This is a genomic window from Mesorhizobium sp. Root695, assembly GCF_001428185.1.
Lineage (GTDB): Bacteria > Pseudomonadota > Alphaproteobacteria > Rhizobiales > Rhizobiaceae > Mesorhizobium.
This window is the reverse complement of sequence record NZ_LMHO01000007.1, coordinates 41,755-67,029: the sequence shown is the minus strand read 5'-3', so window position 1 is coordinate 67,029 and position 25,275 is coordinate 41,755. Positions and strand designations below refer to the sequence as shown.

General features: G+C 61.2%; 23 protein-coding genes and 2 pseudogenes. 15 read left to right on the top strand and 10 right to left on the bottom strand.

Annotation, left to right across the window (positions count from 1 at the left end; genetic code table 11):
* The first annotated feature begins 9 nt into the window (after window positions 1-9).
* Complete coding sequence (locus tag ASD99_RS09045; RefSeq protein ID WP_056586978.1) at window positions 10-459, top strand: DNA polymerase III subunit chi; 450 nt, start codon at window positions 10-12, stop codon at window positions 457-459.
* Between the two features lie 147 nt (window positions 460-606).
* On the opposite strand, the gene ASD99_RS09040 is transcribed toward ASD99_RS09045, so the two are convergent.
* Both ASD99_RS09040 and ASD99_RS09035 read right to left on the bottom strand, forming a co-directional pair.
* A complete protein-coding gene (locus ASD99_RS09040; protein ID WP_244497677.1) occupies window positions 607-1,197 on the bottom strand; it encodes a DUF995 domain-containing protein in 591 nt (196 codons plus the stop codon).
* 62 nt (window positions 1,198-1,259) lie between these two features.
* Window positions 1,260-2,183, bottom strand: coding sequence for a glycoside hydrolase family 26 protein (locus tag ASD99_RS09035; protein ID WP_057143371.1), 924 nt, complete (start codon window positions 2,181-2,183; stop codon window positions 1,260-1,262).
* 607 nt (window positions 2,184-2,790) lie between these two features.
* On the opposite strand from ASD99_RS09035, the gene ASD99_RS09030 reads away from it, so the two are divergent.
* Entirely contained in the window at window positions 2,791-4,671 is a 1,881-nt protein-coding gene (locus tag ASD99_RS09030; protein ID WP_057143370.1) for a glycosyltransferase family 2 protein, read from the top strand.
* A gap of 408 nt (window positions 4,672-5,079) precedes the next feature.
* On the top strand, window positions 5,080-5,388 hold the full coding sequence (locus ASD99_RS09025; RefSeq protein ID WP_244497675.1) for a hypothetical protein: 309 nt from the start codon (window positions 5,080-5,082) through the stop codon (window positions 5,386-5,388).
* Between the two features lie 279 nt (window positions 5,389-5,667).
* Here the strand turns inward: ASD99_RS09025 and ASD99_RS09020 are convergent, their stop codons facing one another.
* From ASD99_RS09020 to ASD99_RS09010, 3 genes are all read right to left on the bottom strand, one after another.
* Window positions 5,668-6,669 (bottom strand): glycosyltransferase family 2 protein, encoded by a 1,002-nt coding sequence (locus ASD99_RS09020; RefSeq protein ID WP_244497682.1) that lies wholly within the window; start codon window positions 6,667-6,669, stop codon window positions 5,668-5,670.
* A gap of 44 nt (window positions 6,670-6,713) precedes the next feature.
* Window positions 6,714-7,640 (bottom strand): lysylphosphatidylglycerol synthase transmembrane domain-containing protein, encoded by a 927-nt coding sequence (locus ASD99_RS09015; RefSeq protein ID WP_056586991.1) that lies wholly within the window; start codon window positions 7,638-7,640, stop codon window positions 6,714-6,716.
* A gap of 190 nt (window positions 7,641-7,830) precedes the next feature.
* On the bottom strand, window positions 7,831-9,459 hold the full coding sequence (locus ASD99_RS09010) for an ArnT family glycosyltransferase (protein WP_057143368.1): 1,629 nt from the start codon (window positions 9,457-9,459) through the stop codon (window positions 7,831-7,833).
* Between the two features lie 321 nt (window positions 9,460-9,780).
* On the opposite strand from ASD99_RS09010, the gene ASD99_RS09005 reads away from it, so the two are divergent.
* Window positions 9,781-10,284, top strand: coding sequence for a DUF995 domain-containing protein (locus ASD99_RS09005; RefSeq protein ID WP_082525437.1), 504 nt, complete (start codon window positions 9,781-9,783; stop codon window positions 10,282-10,284).
* 384 nt (window positions 10,285-10,668) lie between these two features.
* Window positions 10,669-11,085: a hypothetical protein gene (locus tag ASD99_RS31975; protein WP_082583208.1), complete on the top strand. Its 417-nt coding sequence runs from the start codon at window positions 10,669-10,671 to the stop codon at window positions 11,083-11,085.
* On the opposite strand, the gene galE is transcribed toward ASD99_RS31975, so the two are convergent.
* The gene (gene galE, locus ASD99_RS09000; protein WP_056587005.1) at window positions 11,039-12,118 is read right to left on the bottom strand and encodes a UDP-glucose 4-epimerase GalE; all 1,080 of its coding nucleotides are present in this window, start codon (window positions 12,116-12,118) and stop codon (window positions 11,039-11,041) included. The two genes, ASD99_RS31975 and galE, sit on opposite strands and share 47 nt — an antisense overlap.
* Window positions 12,115-13,152, bottom strand: coding sequence for a UDP-glucuronic acid decarboxylase family protein (locus tag ASD99_RS08995; RefSeq protein ID WP_056587008.1), 1,038 nt, complete (start codon window positions 13,150-13,152; stop codon window positions 12,115-12,117). Before ASD99_RS08995 ends, galE begins: the two co-directional genes overlap by 4 nt.
* A 735-nt stretch (window positions 13,153-13,887) precedes the next feature.
* On the opposite strand from ASD99_RS08995, the gene ASD99_RS08985 reads away from it, so the two are divergent.
* The 6 genes and pseudogenes from ASD99_RS08985 to ASD99_RS08960 all read left to right on the top strand — a co-directional run bounded on the left by ASD99_RS08985 (window position 13,888) and on the right by ASD99_RS08960 (window position 18,273).
* The gene (locus ASD99_RS08985; RefSeq protein WP_057143366.1) at window positions 13,888-14,505 is read left to right on the top strand and encodes a hypothetical protein; all 618 of its coding nucleotides are present in this window, start codon (window positions 13,888-13,890) and stop codon (window positions 14,503-14,505) included.
* The gene (locus ASD99_RS08980; RefSeq protein ID WP_057143365.1) at window positions 14,502-15,356 is read left to right on the top strand and encodes a 23S rRNA (adenine(2030)-N(6))-methyltransferase RlmJ; all 855 of its coding nucleotides are present in this window, start codon (window positions 14,502-14,504) and stop codon (window positions 15,354-15,356) included. Before ASD99_RS08985 ends, ASD99_RS08980 begins: the two co-directional genes overlap by 4 nt.
* Before the next feature lie 261 nt (window positions 15,357-15,617).
* On the top strand, window positions 15,618-16,070 hold the full coding sequence (locus tag ASD99_RS08975) for a hypothetical protein (protein ID WP_056587020.1): 453 nt from the start codon (window positions 15,618-15,620) through the stop codon (window positions 16,068-16,070).
* A gap of 95 nt (window positions 16,071-16,165) precedes the next feature.
* A pseudogene (locus tag ASD99_RS35415) lies at window positions 16,166-16,746 on the top strand (TetR/AcrR family transcriptional regulator).
* A pseudogene (locus ASD99_RS08965) lies at window positions 16,743-17,557 on the top strand (EamA family transporter). Before ASD99_RS35415 ends, ASD99_RS08965 begins: the two co-directional pseudogenes overlap by 4 nt.
* A 101-nt stretch (window positions 17,558-17,658) precedes the next feature.
* Window positions 17,659-18,273 (top strand): LysE family translocator, encoded by a 615-nt coding sequence (locus ASD99_RS08960; protein ID WP_057143364.1) that lies wholly within the window; start codon window positions 17,659-17,661, stop codon window positions 18,271-18,273.
* Between the two features lie 94 nt (window positions 18,274-18,367).
* Here ASD99_RS08960 and ASD99_RS08955 read toward each other — a convergent pair whose 3' ends face one another.
* Window positions 18,368-18,679 (bottom strand): transcriptional regulator, encoded by a 312-nt coding sequence (locus ASD99_RS08955; RefSeq protein ID WP_057143363.1) that lies wholly within the window; start codon window positions 18,677-18,679, stop codon window positions 18,368-18,370.
* A 440-nt stretch (window positions 18,680-19,119) separates the two neighbouring features.
* The gene (locus tag ASD99_RS34285; protein ID WP_200950977.1) at window positions 19,120-19,686 is read right to left on the bottom strand and encodes a hypothetical protein; all 567 of its coding nucleotides are present in this window, start codon (window positions 19,684-19,686) and stop codon (window positions 19,120-19,122) included.
* Window positions 19,687-19,986: 300 nt separating this feature from the next.
* Between ASD99_RS34285 and ASD99_RS08945 the strand changes: the two genes are divergently transcribed.
* Window positions 19,987-20,409, top strand: a complete 423-nt coding sequence (locus ASD99_RS08945) for a GNAT family N-acetyltransferase (protein WP_320410761.1) — start codon at window positions 19,987-19,989, stop codon at window positions 20,407-20,409.
* A 155-nt stretch (window positions 20,410-20,564) separates the two neighbouring features.
* Complete coding sequence (locus tag ASD99_RS08940) at window positions 20,565-21,161, top strand: glutathione S-transferase family protein (RefSeq protein WP_056587027.1); 597 nt, start codon at window positions 20,565-20,567, stop codon at window positions 21,159-21,161.
* Window positions 21,162-21,266: 105 nt separating this feature from the next.
* On the opposite strand, the gene ASD99_RS08935 is transcribed toward ASD99_RS08940, so the two are convergent.
* The gene (locus ASD99_RS08935; RefSeq protein ID WP_056587030.1) at window positions 21,267-21,929 is read right to left on the bottom strand and encodes an outer membrane protein; all 663 of its coding nucleotides are present in this window, start codon (window positions 21,927-21,929) and stop codon (window positions 21,267-21,269) included.
* Window positions 21,930-22,342: 413 nt separating this feature from the next.
* On the opposite strand from ASD99_RS08935, the gene ASD99_RS08930 reads away from it, so the two are divergent.
* Together ASD99_RS08930 and uvrC are read left to right on the top strand one after the other, a co-directional pair.
* The gene (locus ASD99_RS08930; protein ID WP_057143362.1) at window positions 22,343-23,107 is read left to right on the top strand and encodes an SDR family oxidoreductase; all 765 of its coding nucleotides are present in this window, start codon (window positions 22,343-22,345) and stop codon (window positions 23,105-23,107) included.
* Window positions 23,104-25,173, top strand: coding sequence for an excinuclease ABC subunit UvrC (gene uvrC / locus ASD99_RS08925; protein ID WP_057143361.1), 2,070 nt, complete (start codon window positions 23,104-23,106; stop codon window positions 25,171-25,173). The genes ASD99_RS08930 and uvrC overlap by 4 nt, the downstream gene beginning before the upstream one ends.
* Window positions 25,174-25,275: the final 102 nt, after the last annotated feature.

Sequence of the window (25,275 nt, the reverse complement as noted above, 5' to 3'; positions counted from 1 at the left end):
ACTGAAGCGATGGCCGACGTCCTGTTCTACCACCTGACCGAATCGACGCTGGAGGATGCACTGCCAGGCCTCCTGGAGCGCAGCGTCGACCGTGGCTGGCGCGCCGTGGTGCAGACCGGCACCGAGGAACGCCGCGATTCGCTCGACCAGCATCTTTGGACCTTCCGCGACGATTCGTTCCTCGCGCACGCAACCGATCGTGAGGCTCATCCCGGCGAACAGCCGATCCTGTTGACCACCGGCGACGGCAATCCCAACCAGGCCAAGATAAGGTTCCTCGTTGACGGCGCTGTGCCGCCTGACCTTGGCGGCTACGAGCGTGCCGTGTTCCTGTTCGACGGCCACGACGCCGCCCAGGTCGAGGCGGCGCGGGGACACTGGAAAGTGATGAAGGACGCCGGCCATGCCGTAACTTACTGGCAGCAGACGCCAGACCGCCGTTGGGAGCGCAAGGCCTAAATTAAGGCATGTCCGCCCAAAAGTGATCTCGGTTTTGGGCGAACGGAATTATAAAAGCAAAAAGTCTGAAGCAGGTCGCCTGAACCGTTCAGTCGACCCGCTTTAGGCCAGTGGCTTGTCGCAGAAGACAAGTATCTACTGCTTTATCTACTGCTTTGCCTTGATCCGGTTCATTTTCCTTGTGACGTAGTCGCCATATTTCAATTTCATCGACTCGTCCGACCGGTTGCGATGCGAGCTCTTGAAAACGTACCATTCGCCATCAGGTGATTTACGCTTGTAGATAACCTTGCCCACCTGACGATGCTCGAAGCAGGTCATCGAGCCCTTCACACCCCAGGAGCCGTGCCATTGCGCGCGGTAGCAGAGCTTGCCGCCGCCGGGAATGAACCACATGCCGTTGCCATAGCCCGACCTGCCTTTGTCGTGGGTCCAGGCGTCGAACTGTCTCTGCTTGACCGCAAAGAACCCGGCGCCCTTCTTGCCCCACAGCCACGAATGGTTCTGATAGATCCGGTAGACGCCTTCGTCAGGAACCACCGTGGCCTCTTGCGCCTGCTCGGCGATTTTCGTCGCCGTCTTGGCTGTCGCAGGGACTTGGAAGGCAAGAACAAGAACGGAGCAGGCGAATGCCGCTCCGAGACAATTCCCCACTACTCGTTTCACGAAACTACTCCACAGACTGATTTGCGCCACACCTCGACCATCATCCCGCACCGCTGGTTTGGGATGGGTCACGAACAAACAAGGAGATTGGAGATCCAACCCGATCGCGTCGGGATGGATCAGCTACGATGCGTCTACGGCAGGACGTGCTGGGTCACCCTCCAGTCGGGCAGACCATAGCCACCCAGCCACGGCCATACTTCCTTCTGGTTGAAGTAGACGACCGAGGTCAGCGCCGGGAACTCCGCATAGGACTTGCGGCTATCGTCTTGCCACTTCGACACATAGTCCTGCTTTCCGACATAGCCGAGCTCCGCCACCACGATCGGCTTGTTGAAACCCGCAACGCGGTCATACCCAGGCTTCAGCATCTCGGCGAAGGTACGGTCTCGACCGGCCTCGTCATTATCCTTTTTCTGCAGACCGAATACAGACAGGCCGATGACATCGACGTAGTCGTCGCCAGGGTAGTATTTTTCCAGACCCTCTTCGCCTTTGGGTGACCACATGTACTTGGCGGCGGGGGCAGCCTTGCGGCAAATATCGACTTCGCGCTTGTAGGCGGAGATCCAGTCCTTGGGAGCCCAGTTGGCCCAGGTGAAGCGACCATTCTTGTCTTCCATTTCCTGCGCCCAGCGAATGGTCACCGGGCTCTTCATCTGGCCCACCAGACCACAGATTGCCTGCATGTTGGCGTCATATTTGCCGCTCAATATGCCGTCGCGCAATTCGGGTGGGGTGATGCGCCAGTCCTTCGACCAGGTCCACGGCTCAACCGTGATCAGCAGCGAACGGCCGCGTTGCAGCGCGTAGGCGTCGGCCAGTGGCAGCGTTGCCAGGTCGACGTCTTCCCAAGGCAGGAACAGCTCTTCGATGCTGGCACTCTTGTCGGCGCTGAAGTCCCCGTAGGGATCATAGGATCCGAACGCCGAGGCGGCACTGCTCGTCTGGACGGGGTCCGTCGGAGCCACGGAGCCAGCGCCTCCTGCAGTGGGGAAAGCGGCGCTTCCGCCCAATGTCAACGCGATTGCAACTGCTTTTGCTGCGGAGTGTTTCATATTGATCTCCCATGGCCCCAACCTCTTGCGGAAGTTGAGGCTTCGCCCGTGCGCATCGATGATTGATCGACACGACTACCCAAAAACCGATCGGCTCTATTGGCAGAATCTGCGGGATTTCGGAGCGACCATTGGCAGATGTGCAAACCTCGGCACAGAGCCACCCAAAAGTTATCTCTCAAGGCCCTACACAGAAGGCGATCGAGAGAAATTCGCCGCGATACACAAATTCGCGTCAATAACCCGATATATCATCCCTAGCTAATTTAAGAGCCGGTCTCGGCCAAGAGTCAAGCACAATTAACGCTTGCTTAACCTTGTTGCTCGCAAACATGGTTAACGCTGCACTCGGGCCGGATCCCCCCGAACAGCTTCAGCCCCCGTCAGCGAATTTCCAACGCCGAAGAATTTCCGCCTCACCGCCACGGGCTAGCCGGTGGAAGTTATTCGGCCCGATTCAAGGCGTTAGGTTAACCAGATCTCAACAATCATAGTTAAGCAACCATTAATTTAGTTGACTCTAAGAAAGAGCAAGCTGATTCTATCGCCGGGATTGAGAGCTTTCAGCCATCTGTCGGCGAAAGCCCAAGGTGGCGCGAGTGAGTGTATGAGTATTTCCGTGCATGCAGGCGTCGCCGGTCGTACGAACAGACGGGCGCATCGATCTGAGGCGGCTCTGGCCGTCACTGCACAGAAGGGGCCTTTTCTGGTGCCCGTGCTGTCGGCCGCTCAGCAATGGATCCTGAGACTGGCGCTGGCTTTCTGGTTCTGCACACTCGGGTTTTTCTGGATCTGGTGGCTGAAGCCGGAGCATGTCGAACATCTCGGGCCGTACACATTCGCCACACTCATTCTGGTGTGGCTCACGCTCATGCCGTTGTACTTTCTCTTGAACGTGCATGCGTCGAAAAAACCGTCCAAGCTTCACACGATCCCGAAGCGTTCGCGGGTCGCGATGGTGGTCACCAAGGCCCCGTCCGAACCGTTTGCCGTCGTTGCGCGCACGCTGGAAGCGATGCTGGCGCAGGATTATCCGCACGATACCTGGCTGGCCGACGAGGACCCATCAAACGAGACGATCGCCTGGTGCGATGCTCACAACGTCATGATTTCGACGCGACGCGGCAGGGAAGATTATCATCGCAAGGTCTGGCCACGCCGGACGCGCTGCAAAGAGGGGAACCTGGCGTTTTTCTACGATCACTATGGCTATGAACGCTATGATTTCGTTGCTCAGATGGATGCCGACCATGTGCCGACGCCAACCTATCTGAGGGAGATCCTGTTACCCTTCGCCGACCCCTCGGTTGGCTATGTCTCGGCGCCGAGCATTTGCGACAACAATGCTGCCGAGAGCTGGGCGGCGCGCGGCAGGCTGTTTCCGGAAGGGATGTTTCACGGGCCCCTGCAGTCCGGCCATACGGGGGGTGGAGCTCCGCTCTGCATCGGCTCGCACTATGCCGTGCGGACCAAGGCGCTGAAGCAGGCAGGCGGTCTCGGTCCGGAACTGGCGGAGGATCATTCTACCTCTATGCTGATCAACGCGGCCGGATGGCGCGGCGTGCATGCGCTCGACGCCATCGCCCATGGCGATGGCCCGCAGACCTTCGCCGATCTCATCACCCAGGAATTCCAGTGGTCGCGCAGCCTGATGACGATCCTGCTCGAATATTCGCCGAGCTACCTTCCCAAGCTGTCGCCGAGGCTGAGATTCCAGTTCCTCTTTTGCCAGCTCTGGTATCCGCTGTTCGCCGTCTTTGCGTTGCTGATGTACATCATGCCGATCTATGCGCTGTCGACCGGGCGCAACTTCGCCAATGTCATGTATCTCGACTTTCTGTTCTATTATCTGCCGAACGCGGTCGCGCTGGTTGGCCTGGTGATGATGCTGAAGGCGTTCGGCCTTTCGCGCCCGATGACGGCCAAGACAATCAGCTGGGAAGGCACGCTGTTCCTTTTCTTCGCGCGTTGGCCCTGGGTGCTCGCCGGTACGCTGTCGTCGATCCGCGACTATCTGACCAAATCGTTCGTCGATTTCCGCGTCACGCCCAAGGGCAGTGGCCCCAAGCACCTTCTGCCGGCCCGCGCCCTCGCTCCCTATGTGGCTCTGGCGATCGGCGCTGCACTGCCAGTCCTGCTCGTTGAGCACCCCTTCGATGCCACCGGCTTCTACTGGTTCGCCGCCTTCAATGCCTTCCTCTACGGGCTTCTGGTGCTCGTCATTGTGGTAAGGCACGTCATCGAAAACAGGATTCCGTTGCGCGCCAATGCCGCGAAAGTCGCCTTTCAGGCGTCGCTTGCCGTGCTGGCGCTGATCGTGCCGGCCGCAGGCTTCTACGATCGTGGCATGGAAGGCGTCTACGGGCTGCAGCAGGGCGCCGGCGGCTTGCGCATCGTCCGCATCGCCTATGTGGTTTCCGGTGCCGGCCAGGGCAACATCGGTGCCCGCAATTTCTACTTCGATCCAGGTTGGGAAACGCGGCGCTGAGCGCCGGGAAGCGTCCGCGCACAACGAGTTCTCCTGAACCGCATCGGTCTCGATAGCGGACCTTCATAACCGGCCGGCACCCTGGGAACGGCTGCGGGCACGAGCCCAAAAAGCATCAAATTTTAGTTATATTCGATCGAGTGCCGAAAGGCCTAGTTCATCATGTCGTTTGCATGATCTTTAATAAGTCTCCCCTAATATTAAATCCATGATGTGAGTGGCGACAGGCTGCTCACGTGGCGCGGAAAGCCAACAACAGCAAATAGATCTCCGCGCTCCAGCGACTTATATTCGTGGCAGGGGATGGCGATGAACAATTTTATGAAAAGAGGGGCAAGGATGGGTAAGAAATATGCCTGTGCATTTGCCGCCGTTGCATTGATCTCGATACTGTCAGGTTGCCAGAGCATGGACGCGACCAAGACCAGCTCGATCGGCAACAAGCCCGCGGTTCATACGCTCGGCAAGAGGGTGCATTACGTCAAGAGGAAGCGGCTGCATCTGATCAACCGCAAACCGCTCACACAGATGACCAGCGTGACGCGCACGAGGGAGGAGGCCTATGCGGCCTTCGTGCGACCGCAACGTGTCGGCAAGCCGGCGCCGGTGAAGGTCTCCTACCGGCTGGGCAATGGCGGCCCGTTGCTGGGTCATTCACCCTGGATATGTGGCCCGAGCGGCTTCGGGCAACGCGCCAGTTGCCGTTCGCGTTACTAAATTAGAACATCAGATCAAAAGTGGCGGCGGGATTGTACTGAAGAGTCCGCCGCCTCGGTCTTCGCCGGGGGGCGAGAGCGGAGGGTGAGAGCTTGGCGCAGGCATTGCGCCTTACCTCTTGCCCTCCGAACGCCATTCCTGGCGATACGAGTCGACGAGCTTCTTCCTCAATCGGCGCCGTCGGCCTGAAACCGAAATTTCTCTCTAGCGCGCTGCCGATGAAGCCCTCTGCTCCGGTCAACCCTACGGGTGCAAAACTCCCATGACGTCCCGGTCAGGTCACGATGGCCGCCCGGGACGACGCCAACTGTCATTGTCACCGGATGCCGGCCGCGGCCGCGCGACATAGGCCGATGCTCCGTTCGCCTCGTGATAGACACGTGCCAGCATTTCCGCCAGCACGCCCGACGTCACCATCTGCACCCCGGCGATGAGCAGGAAGAAGCCGGTGAACAGCATCGGGCGTGTTCCGATGTCTTCGGCGAAAAGCAGCTTCAGGCAAAGCAGATAGGCAAGGATCAGCGAGCCCAGCGCGCCAAGCACGATGCCGATGCCGCCGAAGAAATGCCCGGGCCGTGTGCGATAGCGCATGAAGAAATACATGAACACCAGATCGAGCACGACCCTGAAGGTGCGCGAAATGCCGTATTTGGACTGGCCGTGGATGCGGGCATGATGTGTCACCACCTCCTGCGCGATGCGTCTCGGGGTCGTCACCGTGGCCAGCCATGCCGGGATGAAGCGGTGCATCTCACCATAGAGCTTGACGCTGCGGATGACGTTGCCGCGATAGACCTTGAGGCTGCAGCCATAGTCCTTAAGGCGCACGCCGGTGACGCGCGCGATCAGTGCGTTGGCGATGCGCGAGGGCAGCCGGCGCATGAAAAACCCTTCTTGGCGGTCCTTGCGCCAGCCGACCACCAGGTCGAGATCCTCGCTCAGCAGGCGGTAGACCAGGCGTGGGATGTCGTAGGGATCGTTTTGCAGGTCGCCGTCGATCGTGGCGATGACGTCGCCGCGCGCCGCGTCGATGCCGGCTTGCATCGCGGCGGTCTGCTTGTAGTTGCGCACCAGCTCGACCGCTTGCACATGCGGGCCGTAATGCGCCGCCAGGCGCCTGATCTCGCTCACCGTCGCGTCGGTGCTGCCGTCATCGACCAGCACGACTTCCCACGGCTGGTCGTAGCGTTCCATCGCCTGGTGAATCCGTGCCAGCAGCGGCTCGACGTTTTCGGCCTCGTTGTACATGGGCACGACGATGGACAGCGTATGGTTCGGCATCACCGCGCCGTCAGGCAGTCCCGAAGCAGGGATGGGCAATACGTTCATTGGGATGGCTTCCTTGCAGGTCCGACAGCCGGGTTCCCCGGCAGCGTCGATTTCGAGGGAAACAACCAGGCGATCGCTCCAGTGACGACAGCCGAGCAGAAGATGAACAGGTGCAGCGCCAGCGCCGCCTGCAGGCCATTCTTCATCGTGATTCCGGACGTGAGCAGCGCCGCCGCCGCTCCCGCTTCATAGGTGCCGAAACCGGCGACGCCTTGCACTGGCAGTATGGCGGCGCCTTCGGCCCCGACGACGCCCGGAAAAGCGGTTGAAAAGGATGTTCCCAGCAGCATTGCCAACAGCCATCCCTGTACTGCGAGCTTCAGCGACCAGTTGGCGATCGTCCACCACCACCCGTAGCGCGAGCGCCCGGTCGCCTCGGTGAAGGTATCGCGCAGCAGGCCGAGCTTCGCGACGACCCTGCTGCGCTCGGCCCAGTCATGCGGCGCGCGCGCCCAGCGCGGCAGGTACCAGGCGGCGGCGATCAAGACGACCACGCCAGCGACCCTTATCGCCGGATGCAGGCCCGGCCACACCGCCAGAGCCAGCACGCCGACGACGAAGGCGTCCTGCAGCCTGAACCACAGCAGCGAGGCGCTCGCGCGCATGATCGGTATGCCGAAGACCTGGCGCAGGAGCAGGGGAAAGGCCGTCTCGCCGCCGCGGAAGGGTACGACGTTGATCATCGCGTTGTGGATCAGAATGACGCGCAGACAGGCGCCGAAGCGGCCATGCACCTCGTCGCGGAACTCATCGCAGACACGCAGTGCACGCAAGACATAGGTGACGAAAAACGCGACCGTCGCCACCGCGAATACGCCGGGCGTGATACGGGCGAAGGCGTCGCCGACCATCCGCCAGCGCGAGTCGCTGGCGAGCCAGGCTAGGAGAGCCAGCGTCACGATTATCGAGATTGCTCTTTTCAACCAATTCTCCGCCGGTTTCCACCGTCGAGTTCAAGTGGCAGCATCCGTGGTGTCCGAATATCCCTAGCGCCATCCGGGATCGGTTCGCCTGGGCCACCGCCTTGCCGGCCTTCGGCAGGCGAATGGGGGGCCGCTGAACCGTTGGGGCAGTATCCTGTCCAAAGCCCACAGCCCCAGCCCGTCGCGGTTCTCACGGACGGCTGATCCTATAGACCAGCAAATCGTCCGAATCCACAAGCTTGGTTCCGGTCTTGTCCAGATAGTCGATGACCCCGTCATGATGCTCAACGAACAGTCGGTCCTTCTTGTCGGCCGCGTTCTTGGCGACGCCAAACAGGTCCGCGCCTTGCGCGCGCAACGTCTCGAGCTGCGCGATCGCGGTGGCGTCGTCCGCGACGAAGTTCGACCATTCGACATCGCCGCCGCCAGGCGGGAACACCCAACCGCGCGCCCTGCTGTAATACACGGCGACGGGATCGCCGACCTCGGGCGCGATGGCGACAACGAGGTCGCCCGGTTGCGCCAACCGCGCCAGTTCGTCGCCAAGCAGCTTGCCGTTCATGGCGATCGGCGTCTTCATTGTCCTGACAAGGGGAAAAGTCGACCAGACGAGCGTGACGGCAGCGATGCAGATCGCGCGCAACACGACCGCCGGCGACAGAACGGCTCCCGATGCAAGCGTTGCCAGGAGAAACGCACCGCGGCCGCAGAACATCGCGAACGGTACATGGAAGATGTGATAATTCCAGGGATTGCTGGTGATCTCGCGCGCCGCCGCCAGATAGACGACCATGGCCGCAGCCAGCCAGACATAGGGGATGGCAGAAAGAGTGCGTTGCTTTGGGTCCCCGACGGGTCTGGGTGGCAGCCAGAAGCCGACCGCGATCAGCACCATGAACGGATAGCCGTAGAACCACCAGACAGAGGTGTTCCATACGGATTTGAAGTAGAAGCTGTTCCTGAAGAATGCCCAGAAACCGGAATCCCAGATATAGCCGCTGCCCGCGACATGAAACGGCGGATAGCTGCGACCGAGATAGATGGCCCAGCTGAAATAGGCACCGATGATGGCCAGGCTCAAAAGCCCAGACAGCAAGACTTTGGCCGCCTGCTTTCGCTTCTTCTCCAGCATCCAGCAGACCATCAGGTAGAAGATGACGGCGCCGGCTGCGAGGCCCGGCGGCTTCGACAGTGCGCCGAGCGAGAAGCTGGCCGTGGCGAGCGGCAAGAGCCAGCCGCCGCCGCCGGCCCAGTATTTCGCGAACAGCCAGACGCCGAGCGTCACCAGGGCCAGCATCGAGGGATCGGGAAGAAACGAGCTGTCGATCATGATCGCCGCCGGCATCAGCGCGTAGGCAAGCGCCGCGGCGTGGGCGTGGGTCTCGTCCCAGCATAGCGCCGTTAGTCTGTGCAGCGAAAACACCGTCACCAGGCCAAAGAAGGCTGCAACCATGCGGCCGAACCAGTCGTGCCAGCCGAAGATCTGGTAGAGCAGGGCGGTCAGATAGCTGACGATCTGGAACTCGCGGCCCTGATAACTCGGCCCGGGCCCGGTCCAGCTGACCTCCGGAAAGAAGATGTTCCAGCTACGCTGCTGGAAATTGTCGGCCATCATGGCCGTGCTTGTTTCGCGCCAGCTGAAGGCATCGACGAGAGGCAAGGTGATGTTGTGGAACCTGAACACGACCGCAATGAACAGGATCCCCAGCAAGATCGCCGCGTTGGGGCTCAGGTGGTTGCTAGCAGCCATATGCCGGTTGGTCGACTGCGGCTGGCTTTGCTGACCTTCGGTCTGGTTCAACTCCGGGTCGTCCGTCATTTGAAGCCGCGTCCTCCTGACGTCTGCGGATGTTGCTTTTGGGCGCGATTGTCAGAGGTGGAGGAATATACGACGCAATTCTTAATTTTGACGATTGCAGCCTGTGCCCGCATCTCGAATAGTTGTTGTTCATCCGCTTCGGAAGGTTGACATCACCGTTCTCGCGACTGTTATAGTTCGCACGGCTGTCAGAGCGCTGATAGTGCTACCTTGGGCCAAACAGGCATGCGAACGCCGATTACACCGACAAGTCGGACCAGATTGCCGCCGCTTGATGACAGCTGTCGGCAACGCCGTCGGTCAGCAAGTTGCACGCGACTTGTGTTCCTCCTGGCTCTCTGCGGCCAGACGGCGCTTGCGGGAACGGCGCACGCGGCTGCCGCCAAAGACAGTGGGCCTGCGGAAGCGGTTGCCGCCACTGTTCCAACTGCCTACGAGCTGTCGCTTCTTTACGCCGACCGCACATGGGTGTGGAAAAATGGAGCGGCCTATTTCGCACAGGGCAATCGACGCCTCGATGCCTGGACGTCCGGGCCGGACACGGCGTCTTTCGCGGCGGGCAGATGGCTGGTTACCAAGGACGGCAAGATGTGCATGGAGCTCGCCTGGCGGTCGAAGGGCTACACCGGCAAGCAAAATCGCACCTGCTACAGCCACCGGATTCAGAACGGGAACATCGAGAAACGCAAGGATCCGGATGGGGAATGGTACGGTTTCAAGGGATCTCCCAAGGATGTTTCCGACGAATACCGGAAATTCGAAGTGGGCAACACAAAAGGCGCTCAGTTCGAAGCGACCCGAAAGCTGGTCGATCCCAAGAGTTAGGCCGTATTTCAGCCGCGCGCTGGGACACGACCTGGCGAATCCCGTGGGACCCGTCTTGAACAACCACCGAAATCCGTCGTGTTTTGAGAGCAGGCAGCTCTTGCCGGGCGACTGTCAAGGAGCTGACGAATCGATTATGCTGAAGCATCAAGCGGTTCGGTTGGAACCGCCGGCGCCGATCTCCGATTGATCGCATTTAATCGCATTTTTATCTGACAGAACGACGAGACGACGAGCCTACCATACGGTTTTGATTAAAATTAATAATTAGTGATGTCTAATGTTTCTGCGTGATGTGCGAGTGGTTGCTCATGCGGCGTGCAAGCGGCGAAGGCATAGTATGTCGCGCCACGCTCTTGGCTTATACTTGATAGCAAGGGACACATGATGGACAATTCCGCAATGGGCGGATTTCGCTCAAGCAAAAAAATACGATCTATTGTTGCCGCTGTAGCGATGAGCTTTATGGTTGCAGGTTGTCAGGGTATGGATGCGACCGAAACCAATTCGGTCCTCATCAAGCCCGTGGTCCACGCGGTCGGCAGCCAGCCCGCGGTCCAGCCTGGATTCTTCGTGCGTTCGCTCAGAGCCGAGCCGACGATCCAGATGATCAGCACAGTGCGCACGACTGAAAGAGATTACGCCTTTGCATCGCCGCAGCGGATCACAGTCCGCACGCCGGCGCCGGTGAAAGTCTCTTTCAATCCGGGCGATGGCGGCCCGGTCCTGGGCGGTTCGCCCTTTATCTGCAGCCCTAGCGGATTTGGCCAGCGCGCGAGCTGCCGGCCCCGTTATCTCTGATCTGTCGGGCGGCGATGGATGCTGCCGCCTCGGTTGGCGGCAGTTTCATCGGTTTCGTCTTCAGCCCAAAAAACGGGGCAGCCGTCCTGACGATCGTGTCGATGTCGGAAAGCTCCGGCACGAAGCCAAGCTGTTCGCGTGCGCTTCCCGGATCGGCGTAGAGCTCTGCCGGATCTCCCGGGCGCCTGCTCCTGAAGACGGCTGGAACCGATCTTGACGTCATTCGGCTGACCGCCTGGACAATCTCCTTGATGGACACGCCCCGCCCGGTGCCGAGGTTGACCGCCAGGTTTTGTCCACCGCGCTCGAGATGCATGAGGGCTTTCAGATGGGCGCGGGCCAGATCGCTGACATGGATATAGTCGCGTACGCAGGTGCCGTCCGACGTGTCGTAATCCGTGCCGAAAACCTCGATCTCGTCGATGATACCTGATGCGGCCATGAGCACTCTGGGAACCAGATGCGTCTCTGGCGAATGCCATTCCCCAAGTTCGCCGTCGGGATCGGCGCCGCAAGCGTTGAAATAGCGCAGGACCGCGAATTTCATTCCGTATGCTGACGCATAGTCGCCGATGATCTGTTCGCCCATCAGCTTGGTGCGCCCGTAAGGGCTGATCGGATTTTGCGAGGAGGTCTCGCGAACGGGCAACGCTTCCGGCACGCCGTAGGTTGCGCAACTGCTGGAGAAGATGATGTTCTCGATGGAACACGCGCGCGCCGCATCGAGCACCGCGATGGTGCCTGTTACATTGGTCGAATAGTATTCGGCCGGCTCGTGAACGGACTCGCCGACATAGGCCAGCGCCGCAAAGTGGATCACTGCTGTCGGCCGGTACGTTTCCATCGCCCCCCGCAGTGCATCCCGATCCCGGATATCGCCGACAACAAGCGGACCCCAGGCAACGGACTTCGCGTTGCCGCGGCTCAGATTGTCGAAGACCACCGGCACATAACCGGCCGCGGCCAGCAGCTTGCAGGTGTGGCTGCCGATGAAGCCGGCCCCACCCGTCACCAGGATTGCCGCACGGGTCATGAAGCCGCTGCTCCTTTGGCCATGTGACTTCCGTAGAGCAGGGCGTCAAAATACTCGACGGTACGCGCGAGCCCCTGGCTCAAGCTGATCTTGGGCTCCCAACCGAGATTGGCCCTGGCAAAGGAGATGTCCGGCCTGCGCTGTCTGGGATCGTCGACCGGCAGCGGCCGATGCACGATCTTCGATCGGGCGTTGGTGTAATCGACGACCAGCGTCGCCAGTTCCATGATGGTGAACTCGGCAGGGTTGCCAAGGTTGACCGGGTGCGCGGGCGCGCTCGGCGCGTTCATCAGCCGGATAAAGCCCTCGATCAGGTCGTCGGCATAGCAGAAGGAGCGCGTCTGCAGGCCACTGCCATAGACGGTCAGGTCCTTGCCGCGCAACGCCTGGACGATGAAGTTCGAAACCACGCGCCCGTCATCGGGCTGCATGTGGCGGCCGTAGGTGTTGAAAATACGGGCAACGCGGATATCGAGGCCATAGGTTCTCGAATAGTCGAAGAACAGCGTTTCGGCCGAGCGCTTGCCCTCATCATAGCAGGACCGCGGTCCGTGCGTATTGACGTTGCCGAAGTAGCTCTCGGGCTGTGGGTGCACGAAGGGGTCGCCATAGACTTCGGACGTGGAGGCCTGGAATATCTTGGCCTTGTTCTGTCGCGCGAGTTCCAGGAGGTTCAGCGAACCAAGCACGCTTGTCTTGAAGGTATGGATCGGGTCTGCCTGGTAGTGCGGCGGAGAGGCTGGGCAAGCGAGATTGTAGATCTCATCGCACTGAAGGCCTGAAGGCAGTGCATCGACGATATCGTGCTCGATGCACGTGAATCTCGGATTACGCAGAAGGGCATTGAGATTGTATCTCTTGCCGGTGTGGAAATTGTCGAGTGCGACAACCTCGTATCCGTCCCGCAAGAGACGTTCGCACAGATGCGATCCCAAGAACCCCGCACCTCCGGCGACCAGGGCGCGGCTTCGGCTTTGTGTGGCGCCCCTTTGACTGCCGGATTCCAGATTCAGAACCTTGACAAGCTTACCCATACTTACCTCGCACGCACCGCACACGCTACCGCCGGGCCGGGACAAAGCATTGCCCGGCCACGTCCTTGAGAACGTGGCAAACCTCCGCAGCCGCGGAATCGCCATCACTGATGTGCGTCAATTGTTCTTTGGGTTCACGGAACTGATGCTACGACACGACTGAAGCGTTGCCGTTCAGCATTTTCTGCGCCCCGAAACCGCGATCACACGCCTCGTGCCATCACCGTCGATTGCTCGCCCAAATTGCACATCCCAACACATCGAAAATATACCTGTGGAAATCATAGTCAACTAAATTAGCAATTCCTTAATCATATCTGTTTGCGAATGGTTAACCATGAGGTCGGCCGAGGCCGCGCGAGGCCGAGCCATGGGTGTCCAAGGGGGGATCCTCATTGCGAATCAGCGTATTGAGGCGGCCACTGGAAAATATGCAATCGGACGCGGCAAGCTGTTCGCAAGGCAGAATCAAAACTTGGCAGCGAGGAGCGCCAAGAATGAGCCGCGTGGCGCAATTCAGGGGCGCACGTTCATTTCATAGGGGAGTGCCGATCATTTTAGCAATGGCTTTTGAGCGCATAGGTAGAACCTTGTCTGCATCGTTGCGGGGCCACGCCGCCAACCGAGTTGCTCCCCTATCCCTGATCCACCTCCTGAATGGCTGCGGCAACTGGCCATCGCCTTTTGACCGTCGGGGCGCTATTGGCAAGGTCACGATATTCTGTGGTGATGTGAATGCGCTTTCTGTTTGTCCTGATCCTGCTCGCCGGCACTAGTATTGGTGTCATCTATCCTTGGGCGATGAGCAATTTCTCCGGCCACGAGATCGGCACCTGGCGGGTCTATGAGCAGGGCCGCTTCAAGCCGCTGACGGTGTCGCTCGCCGCCCGCGACGCACCGGTGCGGGTGCTGGTCGACTTGACGGCAAGAGCCGAGCGCATCGTTTCGCAGCAGCGCACCGTGCTGACGCTGACCGCCGCCAGCAACGGCCGCACGGTGCTGGCCTCGACGCTGCAGTTCAACCATTCCGACAACCCGCGCCAAGCCAGCCCGCAGCTGCCCGACAAGATCTTTCGCGACGAGGCCGGCGTGATCGCGGCCGTCAGCCCGGGCCCCTATATCTTCACCGTCGGACCGGGTGATGCCGACGACATACCGATGCGAGCGGTCGATCTCATCCTGCGCTCCGGTGTCGGCGAGATCGACAGCCGTGCGCGGCCGATCGGCTTCTCGTTGATGGCGATCGGCTTGATCGGGTTTTTGCTGACCCTGCGTTCTGGCGGCGGCCGGCCGGAAAATCCGAACTCGCAACCGCCACCGCCACCGCCGCGCTGGGGCAGGGGCTCCACGTGAACTACCGCCACGCCTATCATGCGGGAAATTTCGCCGACGTCGTCAAACACGTCGTGCTGACGCGACTGCTCGAATATCTGAAGCAAAAGAACAAGGCGTTTCGCGTCATCGATACCCATGCTGGCATCGGCCGCTATGATCTGTCGTCGGTCGAAGCGCAGAAGACCGGTGAGTGGCAAGGCGGCATCGGCAGGCTGATCGATGCCCCGTTTGCCGCACCGGTGGCGGCACTGCTTGCGCCTTATCTGGAGACGGTGCGGGCGCTTAACCCCGAGGGTGGCATCCAGAAATATCCTGGCTCGCCGCTGATCGCGCGTCATCTCATGCGCAAGCAGGACCGGCTGACAGCAATCGAGCTGCACCCCAAGGATGTTGCGAAGCTGAGGACGCTCTTTGCCGGTGATTTCCAGGCCCGGATCATCGAACTCGATGGCTGGCTGGCGCTCGGCGCGCATCTGCCGCCGAAGGAAAAGCGCGGCCTGGTTCTCATCGATCCGCCGTTCGAGGAGGCGGGCGAGTTCGAGCGCCTCGTTGACGGGCTTACAAGGGCGCACAAGCGGTGGCCCGGCGGCATCTATGCGCTGTGGTATCCGATCAAGGACCGCAAGGCGATCATCGCCTTCCGCAAGGCGCTGAAGCAATCCGGCATCCCGAAGCTGCTCGACATCGAATTCGAGATCAGGCCCGCTTCATCGGAGCCCAGCCTCGACGGCAGTGGCCTGCTGGTGGTCAACCCGCCATTCACGCTGGAGGGTGAACTGCGTGCATTGCTGCCGGCTTTGCACAGACTGCTTGCGGTGGGGAGGCCGGCGCACTGGTCGTTGGAATGGCTGGCCGGCGAGCAGGCTTGACGCAAGGTGTTCGGGAGTCGCCATTTCGGTACCAGGCGCGAAAAAGCCCGCGTTCCTGAGGGGTCGGGAAGGCGGGCTCTTTAACGACCCAAGGCTCGCGCTCTCTGGATCCAGGTATCAACGTGCCCGAGCCATTCCGGTTCCACGCAAGTCCGGCTTTGGCCAAGGCAGTTTCAAACTGGGAAACCATTGTTTCCGCAACCGCTTGACCGCCGCCAAGCGAATCCGCACAGTGCGCGCAATCGACCTTGAGAGGCTGCCATGACTCGCTTCGCCAAATCCGCCCTTGCCGCCCTGATTTCGCTCTGCACTCCACTCGCCGCGCCTCTCGGCGTCACCCAGGCCGTGCAGGCCGCCGATCTTACGGTCTATTCCGATGAGGACAGCGGCGTCTGTGGTGAAGCCTGGGTGCTGAACAAGATCACCAGCCGCTTCTCTTACCAGGTGCATCACGTGCCGCATCTGCCGAACGTCCAGATCACCGATTTCCAGCGCATCCACCAGCACCGCTACCTGCCGGCCAACGACAGCTGGCCGATCGGCCGCCGCTACTGCGGCGCCACCGTCAGTCTCTCCGACGGCCGCGATCGCGCCATCTGGTACCTGATCGAGGAAGGCCAGGGTTTTGCCTCGATCGGCGACAACGTCGAATTCTGCGTCTCGGGTTTCGACCGCTGGATGGTCTACAACGGCCGTTGCCGCGTCCTGCGCTAAAACGCAGCTTTCCCGTTCCGATCCTTTTTCGCGCCTGCGGCCTGATCGGCCGCAGGCGCCTTTCCGTGTTGTGTTGACAGAAGATGCCATCCGTCGTGACATCATCGCCTGCTTCCGACAAGCGTCAGCACGTCGTCGAAACGGCCTACGCGTTGTTCAAGCGCGCAGGCTTCCATGCCACCGGAATCGACCGGATCCATCGCAGAGGCCGAGGTGGCCAAGATGACAATGTTCGCCACTTTCCCAGCAAGGACGAGCTGATCGTCGAGGTGCTCGACTATCGCGCCAGGCGTTTTGAAAGCCAGCTTGACCGCCTCGCCCAACAGGGCACCACGCCAGAGCAGAAAATTGGACAGATTTTCGACTGGCATGAACGTTGGTTCCGCAGCCCGGATTTCCGTGGCTGCCTGTTCGCGGATGCGCTGGCCGAGTTCGGTGTTCCCCGGCATCCGGTTTTCAAGGCTGTGGCGAGGCAGAAGAACGGCCTCAAGCGGCATATGCGGTCGATCCTCGAAGAGGTGATGCCGCGCGGCCGCGCCGAGAGTGTGGCGGCGAACTGCTGATGCTCATCGAAGGTGCGACCTTGCTGGCACAGATGGGGCAGGCGGACATGGCCATTCGCGACGCCCGCAAGGCGGCCCTGGGCATCATCGCCGCCTCGCGCAGGCCGCAATGAGCCCGTTGGTCATCGGGCTCGCGCTGTTTGCGGCGATCCTGCACGCAACCTGGAACGCCTTCCTGCGAACGGGAGTCGACAGGCTGTGGACCGTCACAGTCATGAGCTTTTCCAGTACGGCGCTTGCCATTCCCTTCGCCATGTTTCACGCCCTTCCGGCCGCACAGGCGGCCTGCCTGCAGGTCGGCTACAGCGTGTTTCTGGTGGTCGCCTACGGATATGCGAGCTGGGACAGGTCTATCCGATCGTTCGCGGCAGCGTGCCGCTGCTTGTCAGGCTTGGCGGATTTTTCCTCGCCAACCAGCAGCTCACCATGCCGCAGACCGTCGGCGTCGCGCTGGTCGCCCGCGGCATCATGGGTCTCTCGCTGGGAAGGGGAAGAGCCTCCACCACACCGATCCTCTATGCGCTGGCAACGGGAGCGATCATCGCCGCCTATGCGACCGTCGATGCGATCGGCGTTCGCGCGGCGGGAAATGCCGGCGCCTATACTGCCGGGGTTCTGCTGATCTACGGCGCCTTGCTGCCGGCGACCTTCGTCGCGTGCCGCGGCCGGCTAACTGTCGAGCCGCGGGCGCCGGAAACTTGGAAGGCGCTGGGCGGCGGCCTGTTCGCGCTCTTGGCCTACGGCGTCGTGGTCGCGGCCTTCGCGCTTGGACCGGCCGGCCCGATCACCGCGATCCGCGAAACCAGCGTCGCCTTCGCGGCCTTCATCGGGCGCCTGTTCCTGGGCGAGATGCTGACGCCGCGGCGGGTCGGCGCCTGCGCCATCGTCGCGCTCGGCGCCGTCTGCCTCGGCTATCAGCCGTGACGAAAATGCGCATCACGAAGATCCTGAATTTTCCTGATACCGCCGACAGGCAAACTGGCTAATCTGAACGCCCGAGTAACAAATCACTTTCGGGAGTCTTTATGGACCTTGCCACCATCCTTGCCTTCGCGGCTGCCTTCTTCGTGTTCGCTGCCAGCCCCGGACCGGACAACATGACGATTGTCGCGCGCACGATCTCCAGCGGCGCCGCCTCGGGTATCGCCCATGGCGCAGGCGCGGTGGTTGGCATACTCATCTTCCTGATCCTCGCCGCCTTCGGCCTGTCGATCATCGCCGCCAAGATGGCGATCGTCATGACGGTGCTTCGTTATGGCGGAGCGGCCTATCTGATCTGGATGGGCATCAGGCTTTGGACCGCCGTGCCCGTCGTGCCGGAACTGCAACCCGTCTCCGGACGGCGCGGGCTGCTGACGATTTTTGCCACCGGCATCGCGCCCAATCTCGGCAATCCGAAAATGCCGTTGTTCTACGTTGCGCTGCTGCCGAACCTAGTCGGCGCATCGCTCAACGCTGGTCATCTCGGTGTGCTGATGACGGTGATCCTGGCCGTCGAGGTTGTGGTGATTGGCGGCCATGTCATCCTCGCCGGTCGCGCCCGCGGCCTGTTGCGCACGCCGAAGATCGTGCGCCGGGTGAACCGCGCGGCGGGCGGTGTGATGATCGGTGCCGGCGTTGCCGTGGTCGCCACACGCTAGCAGTTCCAGGAAAGGTGTGAGCTTGTTTTCCCGGGAAAAGCGCATAGCGCTTTCCCCTGGAATTGCGTCAGACCAAAGAGATGGAGCGGTTCTGCTATTTTCTGCGCGGCGCCGCGTCAGCCTGATCGAGAACTTTGCGCAGGAACGCGGCGTGGCCGCGGAACGCGCGCCGGCCGCTCGTCGTCGCCCTGACGCGCGTCTGCGGCCGGCGCCCGACGAACAGTTTTTCGATCTCGACATAGCCGGCCCTGGCAAGCGTATCGAGATGCGCGCCGAGATTGCCGTCGGTGACGTCCATGATGGCCTTCAACTGGCTGAAGTCCAGCGTTTGCCGCCTTTCCAGCATGTTTAGGGCGGCCATGATCCTGAGCCGTGTGCTCTGATGGATGATTTCATCGGCACTCATCAGTCAAGTCCGATGCGGCCGAGGTCGCTGCCGTGGGGGCTCGGCAATCTCGAACGGCGACAGCGCTGCTTGATCCTGTGCGATCGACATTGAAGCACTCCAGTATCCCGTGCAGAATACTCTGCGATGTAGAGTTGTCTGTCAATTCACGCGCAAATGGGTGGTGCGATCGTGCTTGACAAGGTGATGCAGCGATCGGCCATCGGATGGCAGTATAGATCGTCTGCTTGCACGAGATGATCGCGCCGATGAAGCAGCGGGTCACGATGTCATCGGCCGAAGATCGATGCGCAAGCTGCTGACTGATCTTCAGAGCTTCACGGGAGGAACGGTCTCGCAGGGTGTAGAGAATGTCTGTGGCACACTCTAGGCAATGGTCGAAGATCAGCAGCGGATCTTTGCGACGATCAGCACGATCGTGTGCGATCCGTAACCAAAATTTAAGCTGCAGAAATCAGTCTGTTGCTTCGCTGGCTAGCAAGCCGCGAGTCAGATATGCATGAGCGCGCCGGGTCATTACGGCCATCGGCACAACGGAAGGGGCATCGCATGGCTAAGCAGTCATCCAAAGCGCCGGCGTCCAAGGCACCGGCAAAGAAAGCACCCGTAAAAGCAGCAACGGCGAAGGTCGCAGCTGCAGTGAAGAAAGCAGCACCTGCTGCCAAGCCGAAGGCGGCCGCGCCGAAGGCAAAAGCAGCACCGGCAAAGAAGCCGGCAGCAAAGGCCGCTGCAAAACCTGCAGTGAAGAAGGCGGCACCTGCCAAGGCAGCGGCAAAGCCGGCTGCGAAGGCGGCACCGGCCAAGAAGCCAGCTGCGAAGGCTGCGGCAAAACCCGCAGTGAAGAAGGCAGCACCTGCCAAGAAGCCGGCTGCGAAAGCTGCACCTGCCAAGAAACCGGCAGCGAAGGCTGCACCGGCAAAAAAGGCGGCGGCAGCGAAGTCTTCAGCACCGGTGAAGAAAGCGGCACCTGCGGCCAAGCCGAAGGCAGCACCCGCGAAGGCCGGCAAGAAGTAATCGCGTCTTCCCTCGCTGGGGGGGCGTGCCGAGACAGTCAAGGGCGGGTGCCTGACAGGCGCCGCACTCGCTGCTTGGTCACTTGGAAGGCGAGAACAGAGGCGGATGGAGGATATCTTTTCGCAGCTCCCAGGACTTCGCCATAGGGCGAAGTCCGGTGGGGCTTGGTCCGCGTCAACGATGGCGGATCAAATCTCGGCGCGAAGCTTTTTCAGTCTTTGTTGTCGACCAGCGATCCGCGTGCCGCCACTGTCTGCGCGGCAAGGAATCCGGGTCGGCTGCCTGATGGTGAAGTGACTTTGGAGCTCACGATTCGCGGAGCAAACGAGGATGATGCGGAAGCCGTGAGCCGCGTGATCCTGGCAGCTCTGCGACAGACCAATGCGAAAGACTACTCGCAAGACATCATCGCTCGTGTGGAGCAGAGCTTCAGCCCATCCGCTGTCTCTGTGCTTTTGAGGAAGCGGAGGGTTTCTGTCGCGGTTGTGCGTGGCAGGATCGTTGGACCAGCCAGCCTCGATGGAAGCATTGTTCGATCCGTCTTCGTGGATCCTGAACTGCGAGGCCATGGTATCGGCAAACGACTTATGGCGGAGGTCGAGGAAGCGGCGCACGCGGGGTGGTGTCACCGTGCTGACCGTGCCGTCCTCGGTGACGGCAGAGCCATTTTACGCCGGGCTTGGATACAAGCCGGTTCGCGACAGCTGCCATGGTGATGAACGCGCCATCATCATGGAGCGTTCGCTAAACGGCCCCTGGTCAACGACGCTGATACATGTCGCTCGCTGGCGGCCGGGTTTTCCGCTTCTGGCCATTGCTCGATCGCGCCTGATCGGTCAACACTGCCCGCCTGCAAAACAGGAACCCTATCATGCCCAGACTGCTCTATGCGTCGTCTTCTCCCTACAGTTCCAAGGTACGAATGGCAGCAGCCTATGCCGGCATCGCCGTCGATCTGGTGCCGATCAAGACCGAGGAGAAGCCGGCCGACTTGATGATCGCCAACCCGCTCGGCAAGATCCCGGTTCTGGTGCTCGACGACGGCCGCTCGATCCACGACAGCCGCGCCATCACCCAGCACCTCAACCGGGTTTCGAAGAGCGCGCTTTTCCCGCGCAATCCCGACAAGCGGCTCGAGGCGGAAGTGCTGGAGGCGTTGGCGGACGGCATTTGCGACTGCGCGCTGTCGATGGTCTATGAACGGCGCACGCGGCCTGAGGAGATGGTCTACCAGCCCTGGCTCGATCGCCAGTGGTCAAAGATCACGGCGGCACTCGATCTGCTCAACGCCAACCCGCCAAAACTGCCGAAGAAGATCACTGCCGGCCAAATGGCGCTGCGCGCCTGCCTTGGCTATCTCTCGCTGCGCTTTGCCGGAAAATGGGAGAAGGGTCGCGCCCGACTGACACGGTGGGCAGCGCGCTTCGACGAGAAGTTTCCAGAGTTGAGGCCGTGCATTCCCGGGTGATCGATTGATCACCTGGGGTGACCGATCGGATTCCCCGCGTGATCACTCGGGCACAAAAAAAGCCGGGCGCGAGGCCCGGCTTTTTCGTGTCGTGGCTTGAACGACTTAGAACTTCATACCAACGCCGAAGGTGACGCGATTGTCGGTGGCCTTGACCTTGCCGATACCATCGAAGCTCTTGCTGCCGAAGTCGGTGTAGCGGTACTCGACACGGCCGAAGACATTGTCGGTCAGCTTGATGTCGGTGCCGAGACCAGCCGTCCAGCCGATCATCGTGGCGCGGTCTGTGCCGTATGTGGAATCTTCCACCTTCAGGCTCCTGCCGGCGAGACCGCCGGTGCCATAGAGCAGGATTTCCGGGGTCACGGCATAGCCAAGACGGGCCCGCAGCGAGCCTTCGAAGCCGGCCTTGGAATTGACGCCGGAATCGTCGCCCTTGACGCCGTTGTAGCCGAGTTCGGCTTCAGCACCGTAAACGAAGTTCTCCTGCTGCCACTGATAGCCGCCGAAGACGCTGCCAACGAAGCCCTTGGTGCCGACGTCAACGTTGTCGACACCCAGATCCTTTTCTTTGGTATGGCCGCTGAAGCCATAGCCGACGTTGAGACCGGCATAGGGGCCGGCCCACGACGCGACAGGAAGTTCAGCAATCGGCGCGGGTGCCGGGGGCTCTTCGGAAACGACGTCCGCGGCATAAGCGGTTCCGCTGAGGGCGAAGAGCCCGAGCGCGACGGCCAACGGCCGTGCGAATTTGAGATTGGCTTGCATTGTTCTTTACTCCTTAAGCCACAGGACACAGGCTTGTTTCTCACGATCGCCATCTACCCGTCCGGGGGGTGAAACGGATCTGGCGTTCGTCGGTTCCAAATGTCGTGTCAAAATGCGGCTGAAGCGAACCTGAACTTGGGTCATTACCCGGCGCGAATGAGGCGGAACCTTGACGTTGCATCTTCGCAACAGCGAAATGGCAGGAGCCGTTCCATGCTGCGCCGCACACCGCTTGGTGCAAGGAGTCCAGCGTCCTATATTCCGCTCGGGTGGCTTTGAGTCAAAGACGAGTCGGGACGCCCAACCGGCCATTTCGCCACAATGCTGCCCAAGGTGCGAACGCCATTTAACGCATGCCGGGCCATATTTCGCCGGCACCGTGTTTTCGGGCCGAAATTGAGGATTGACACCATATGAGCAGAGCCACTGCCACCGCGCTGGTGACGGGCGGGGCCAAACGGGTCGGCAGGGCGATCGTCGAGGATCTCGCCGCACACGGTTTTGCCGTCGCCATCCATTGCAACCGCTCGCGTGTCGAGGCCGATGTGTTGGCTGCCGCAATCATCGCCAGCGGCGGCCGCGCTGTGGTGATCGCGGCCGACCTGACTGATATGGATGCCGTCGGCGATCTCGTCGGCCAGGCGCAAGCAACGCTCGGACCGCTCTCGCTGCTGGTCAACAATGCGTCGCTGTTCGAGGACGATTCGGTTCTGGACTTCGACTGGCGGGCCTGGGATCGGCACTTTGCCGTTCATGTGAAGGCGCCGGCGCTCCTGGCGCAGAACTTCGCCCGGGCGTTGCCGGAAGGGCAGGAGGGCCTGATCGTCAATATGATCGATCAGCGCGTCTGGCGGCCGACACCGCGCTATTTCTCCTACGCGCTTTCCAAGTCGACACTGTGGACAGCCACCCAGATGATGGCGCAGGCGCTCGGCCCTCGCATCCGCGTCAATGCCATCGGTCCGGGGCCGACCTTGAAGAACGCGCGCCAGGACGACAGCGATTTCGCCGCGCAGGTTGACGGCTTGATCCTCAAGCGCGGCCCGGAATTGCCGGAATTCGGCGCCACAATCCGCTATCTCTGGGAAGCGCGCTCGGTCACCGGCCAGATGATTGCGCTGGATGGTGGCCAGCATCTTGCGTGGCAGACGCCCGATGTGACAGGCATGGCGGAATGAGTCCTGTAGACCACAAAAACAAGCCGCGCGGTGGCACCGACGATCTGCCCCCCGATATCGACCTCGAGGACGAGGCGGTCGAGGAGATCGTCGAACCAGCCGGTCCTGGTGTCGCCTTCACCGCTATTGACTGGACGCCGCATGCTGGCGACGCCGAAGGCATGGTCGGCGCCGAGGTAATCCAGACACTCGTCAAGCGGCTGCCCAACGCGCCCGGCGTCTATCGCATGATGAACGCCGCCGGCGATGTGCTCTATGTCGGCAAGGCGCGCAGCCTGAAGAAGCGCGTCACCAACTATGCGCAAGGCCGCTTCCACACTACCCGCATCGGCCGCATGGTGCGCGAGACGTCGACGATGGAGTTCGTCGTCACCCGCACCGAGATCGAAGCGCTGCTGCTCGAAGCCAATCTTATCAAGCGCTTGCGGCCGCGATTCAATGTGCTGATGCGGGACGACAAGTCTTTTCCCTATATTCTTTTGACCGGCGACCATGTCTCGCCCGGCATCTACAAGCATCGCGGCGCGCGCTCGCGCAAAGGCGACTATTTCGGCCCTTTCGCTTCGGCTGGCGCCGTCGGCCGCACCATCAACTCGCTGCAGCGCGCCTTCCTGCTGCGCAGTTGCACCAATTCTTTTTACGAGAACCGCACGCGGCCGTGCCTATTGTACCAGATCAAGCGCTGCGCCGGCCCCTGTACCGGCGAGGTCTCGCACCAGGACTATGCCGAGCTGGTCGGCGAGGCGAAGGACTTTTTGTCCGGCCGCAGCCAGAAGGTGAAGACGGAAATCTCGGCCGCCATGCAGCAAGCGTCGGAAGCTCTCGATTTCGAGCGTGCCGCCATCTATCGCGATCGACTTGCCGCCCTGTCGCATGTGCAGAGCCATCAGGGCATCAATCCGGCGACCGTCGACGAGGCCGATGTCTTCGCCATCCATCAGGAAGGCGGCCAGGTCTGTATCCAGGTGTTCTTCTTTCGCACCGGCCAGAACTGGGGCAACCGCGCTTATTTCCCCAAGGCCGATCCGGCGTTGGAAGCGGCGGAGGTGTTGGGCTCGTTCCTGGCGCAGTTCTATGACGACAAGCCGACGCCGCGGACCGTTCTTTTGTCGCATGGCGTCGAGGATCAGGAGTTGCTGGCCGAGGCGCTCTCCACCCGCGCCGGCCGCAAGGTCGCGATCTCCGTGCCGCAGCGTGGCGAGAAGAAGGACCTGATCGACAACGCGCTGCAAAATGCCCGCGAGGCGCTCGGACGCCGGCTGGCTGAAACCTCCACACAGGGACGCCTGCTTGCCGGCTTTGCTGAGACCTTCGGCCTGCCTAAGCCGCCGGTGCGCATAGAGGTCTATGATAACTCACACATTATGGGCACCAATGCGGTCGGCGCCATGGTCGTCGCGGGACCGGAAGGTTTCGTGAAGAACCAGTACCGGAAATTCAACATCCGCTCGACCGAGATCACGCCTGGCGACGATTTCGGCATGATGCGCGAGGTGATGGAGCGGCGGTTTTCGCGGCTGCTCAAGGAGCATGGCGATGTTGCCGTGGCCCACGATGCGGCGGCAGCCGAAGCTGGCGAGGATATCGAAGACGATATCTCCGGCAGCTTCCCGGCCTGGCCCGACGTCATCCTGATCGACGGTGGCCAGGGCCAGATGACGGCGGTGCGCAAGATTCTCGCCGATCTCGGCATCGAGGATCGCGTCGTTGCGATCGGCATCGCCAAGGGGCAGGACCGCGATGCCGGCCGCGAGCGCTTTTTCGTCAGGGACAGGGACTCTTTTTCGCTGCCGGTGCGCGATCCCGTGCTCTATTTCGTCCAGCGCCTGCGCGACGAGGTTCACCGTTTCGCCATCGGCTCGCACCGTGCGCGGCGCAAGAAGGAAATGGTCAAGAGCCCACTCGATGAGATCGCCGGCATCGGCCCAGGCCGCAAGCGGGCTTTGCTGCTGGCATTCGGCACCGCCAAGGCGGTCAGCCGCGCGGCTATCGAGGATTTGAGGAAAGTCGACGGTATTTCCGAACAGGTCGCCAAACTGGTCTACAATCATTTCCACGAGAGCTGATGCACGTCGCCCAAAAGTGCGCAGCGGTTTTGGGGTAACGACATGCATCACGCTTTTGAGAAGGATTCGGGGTATTTTCGACTGGCCAATCGATTCTGGCCT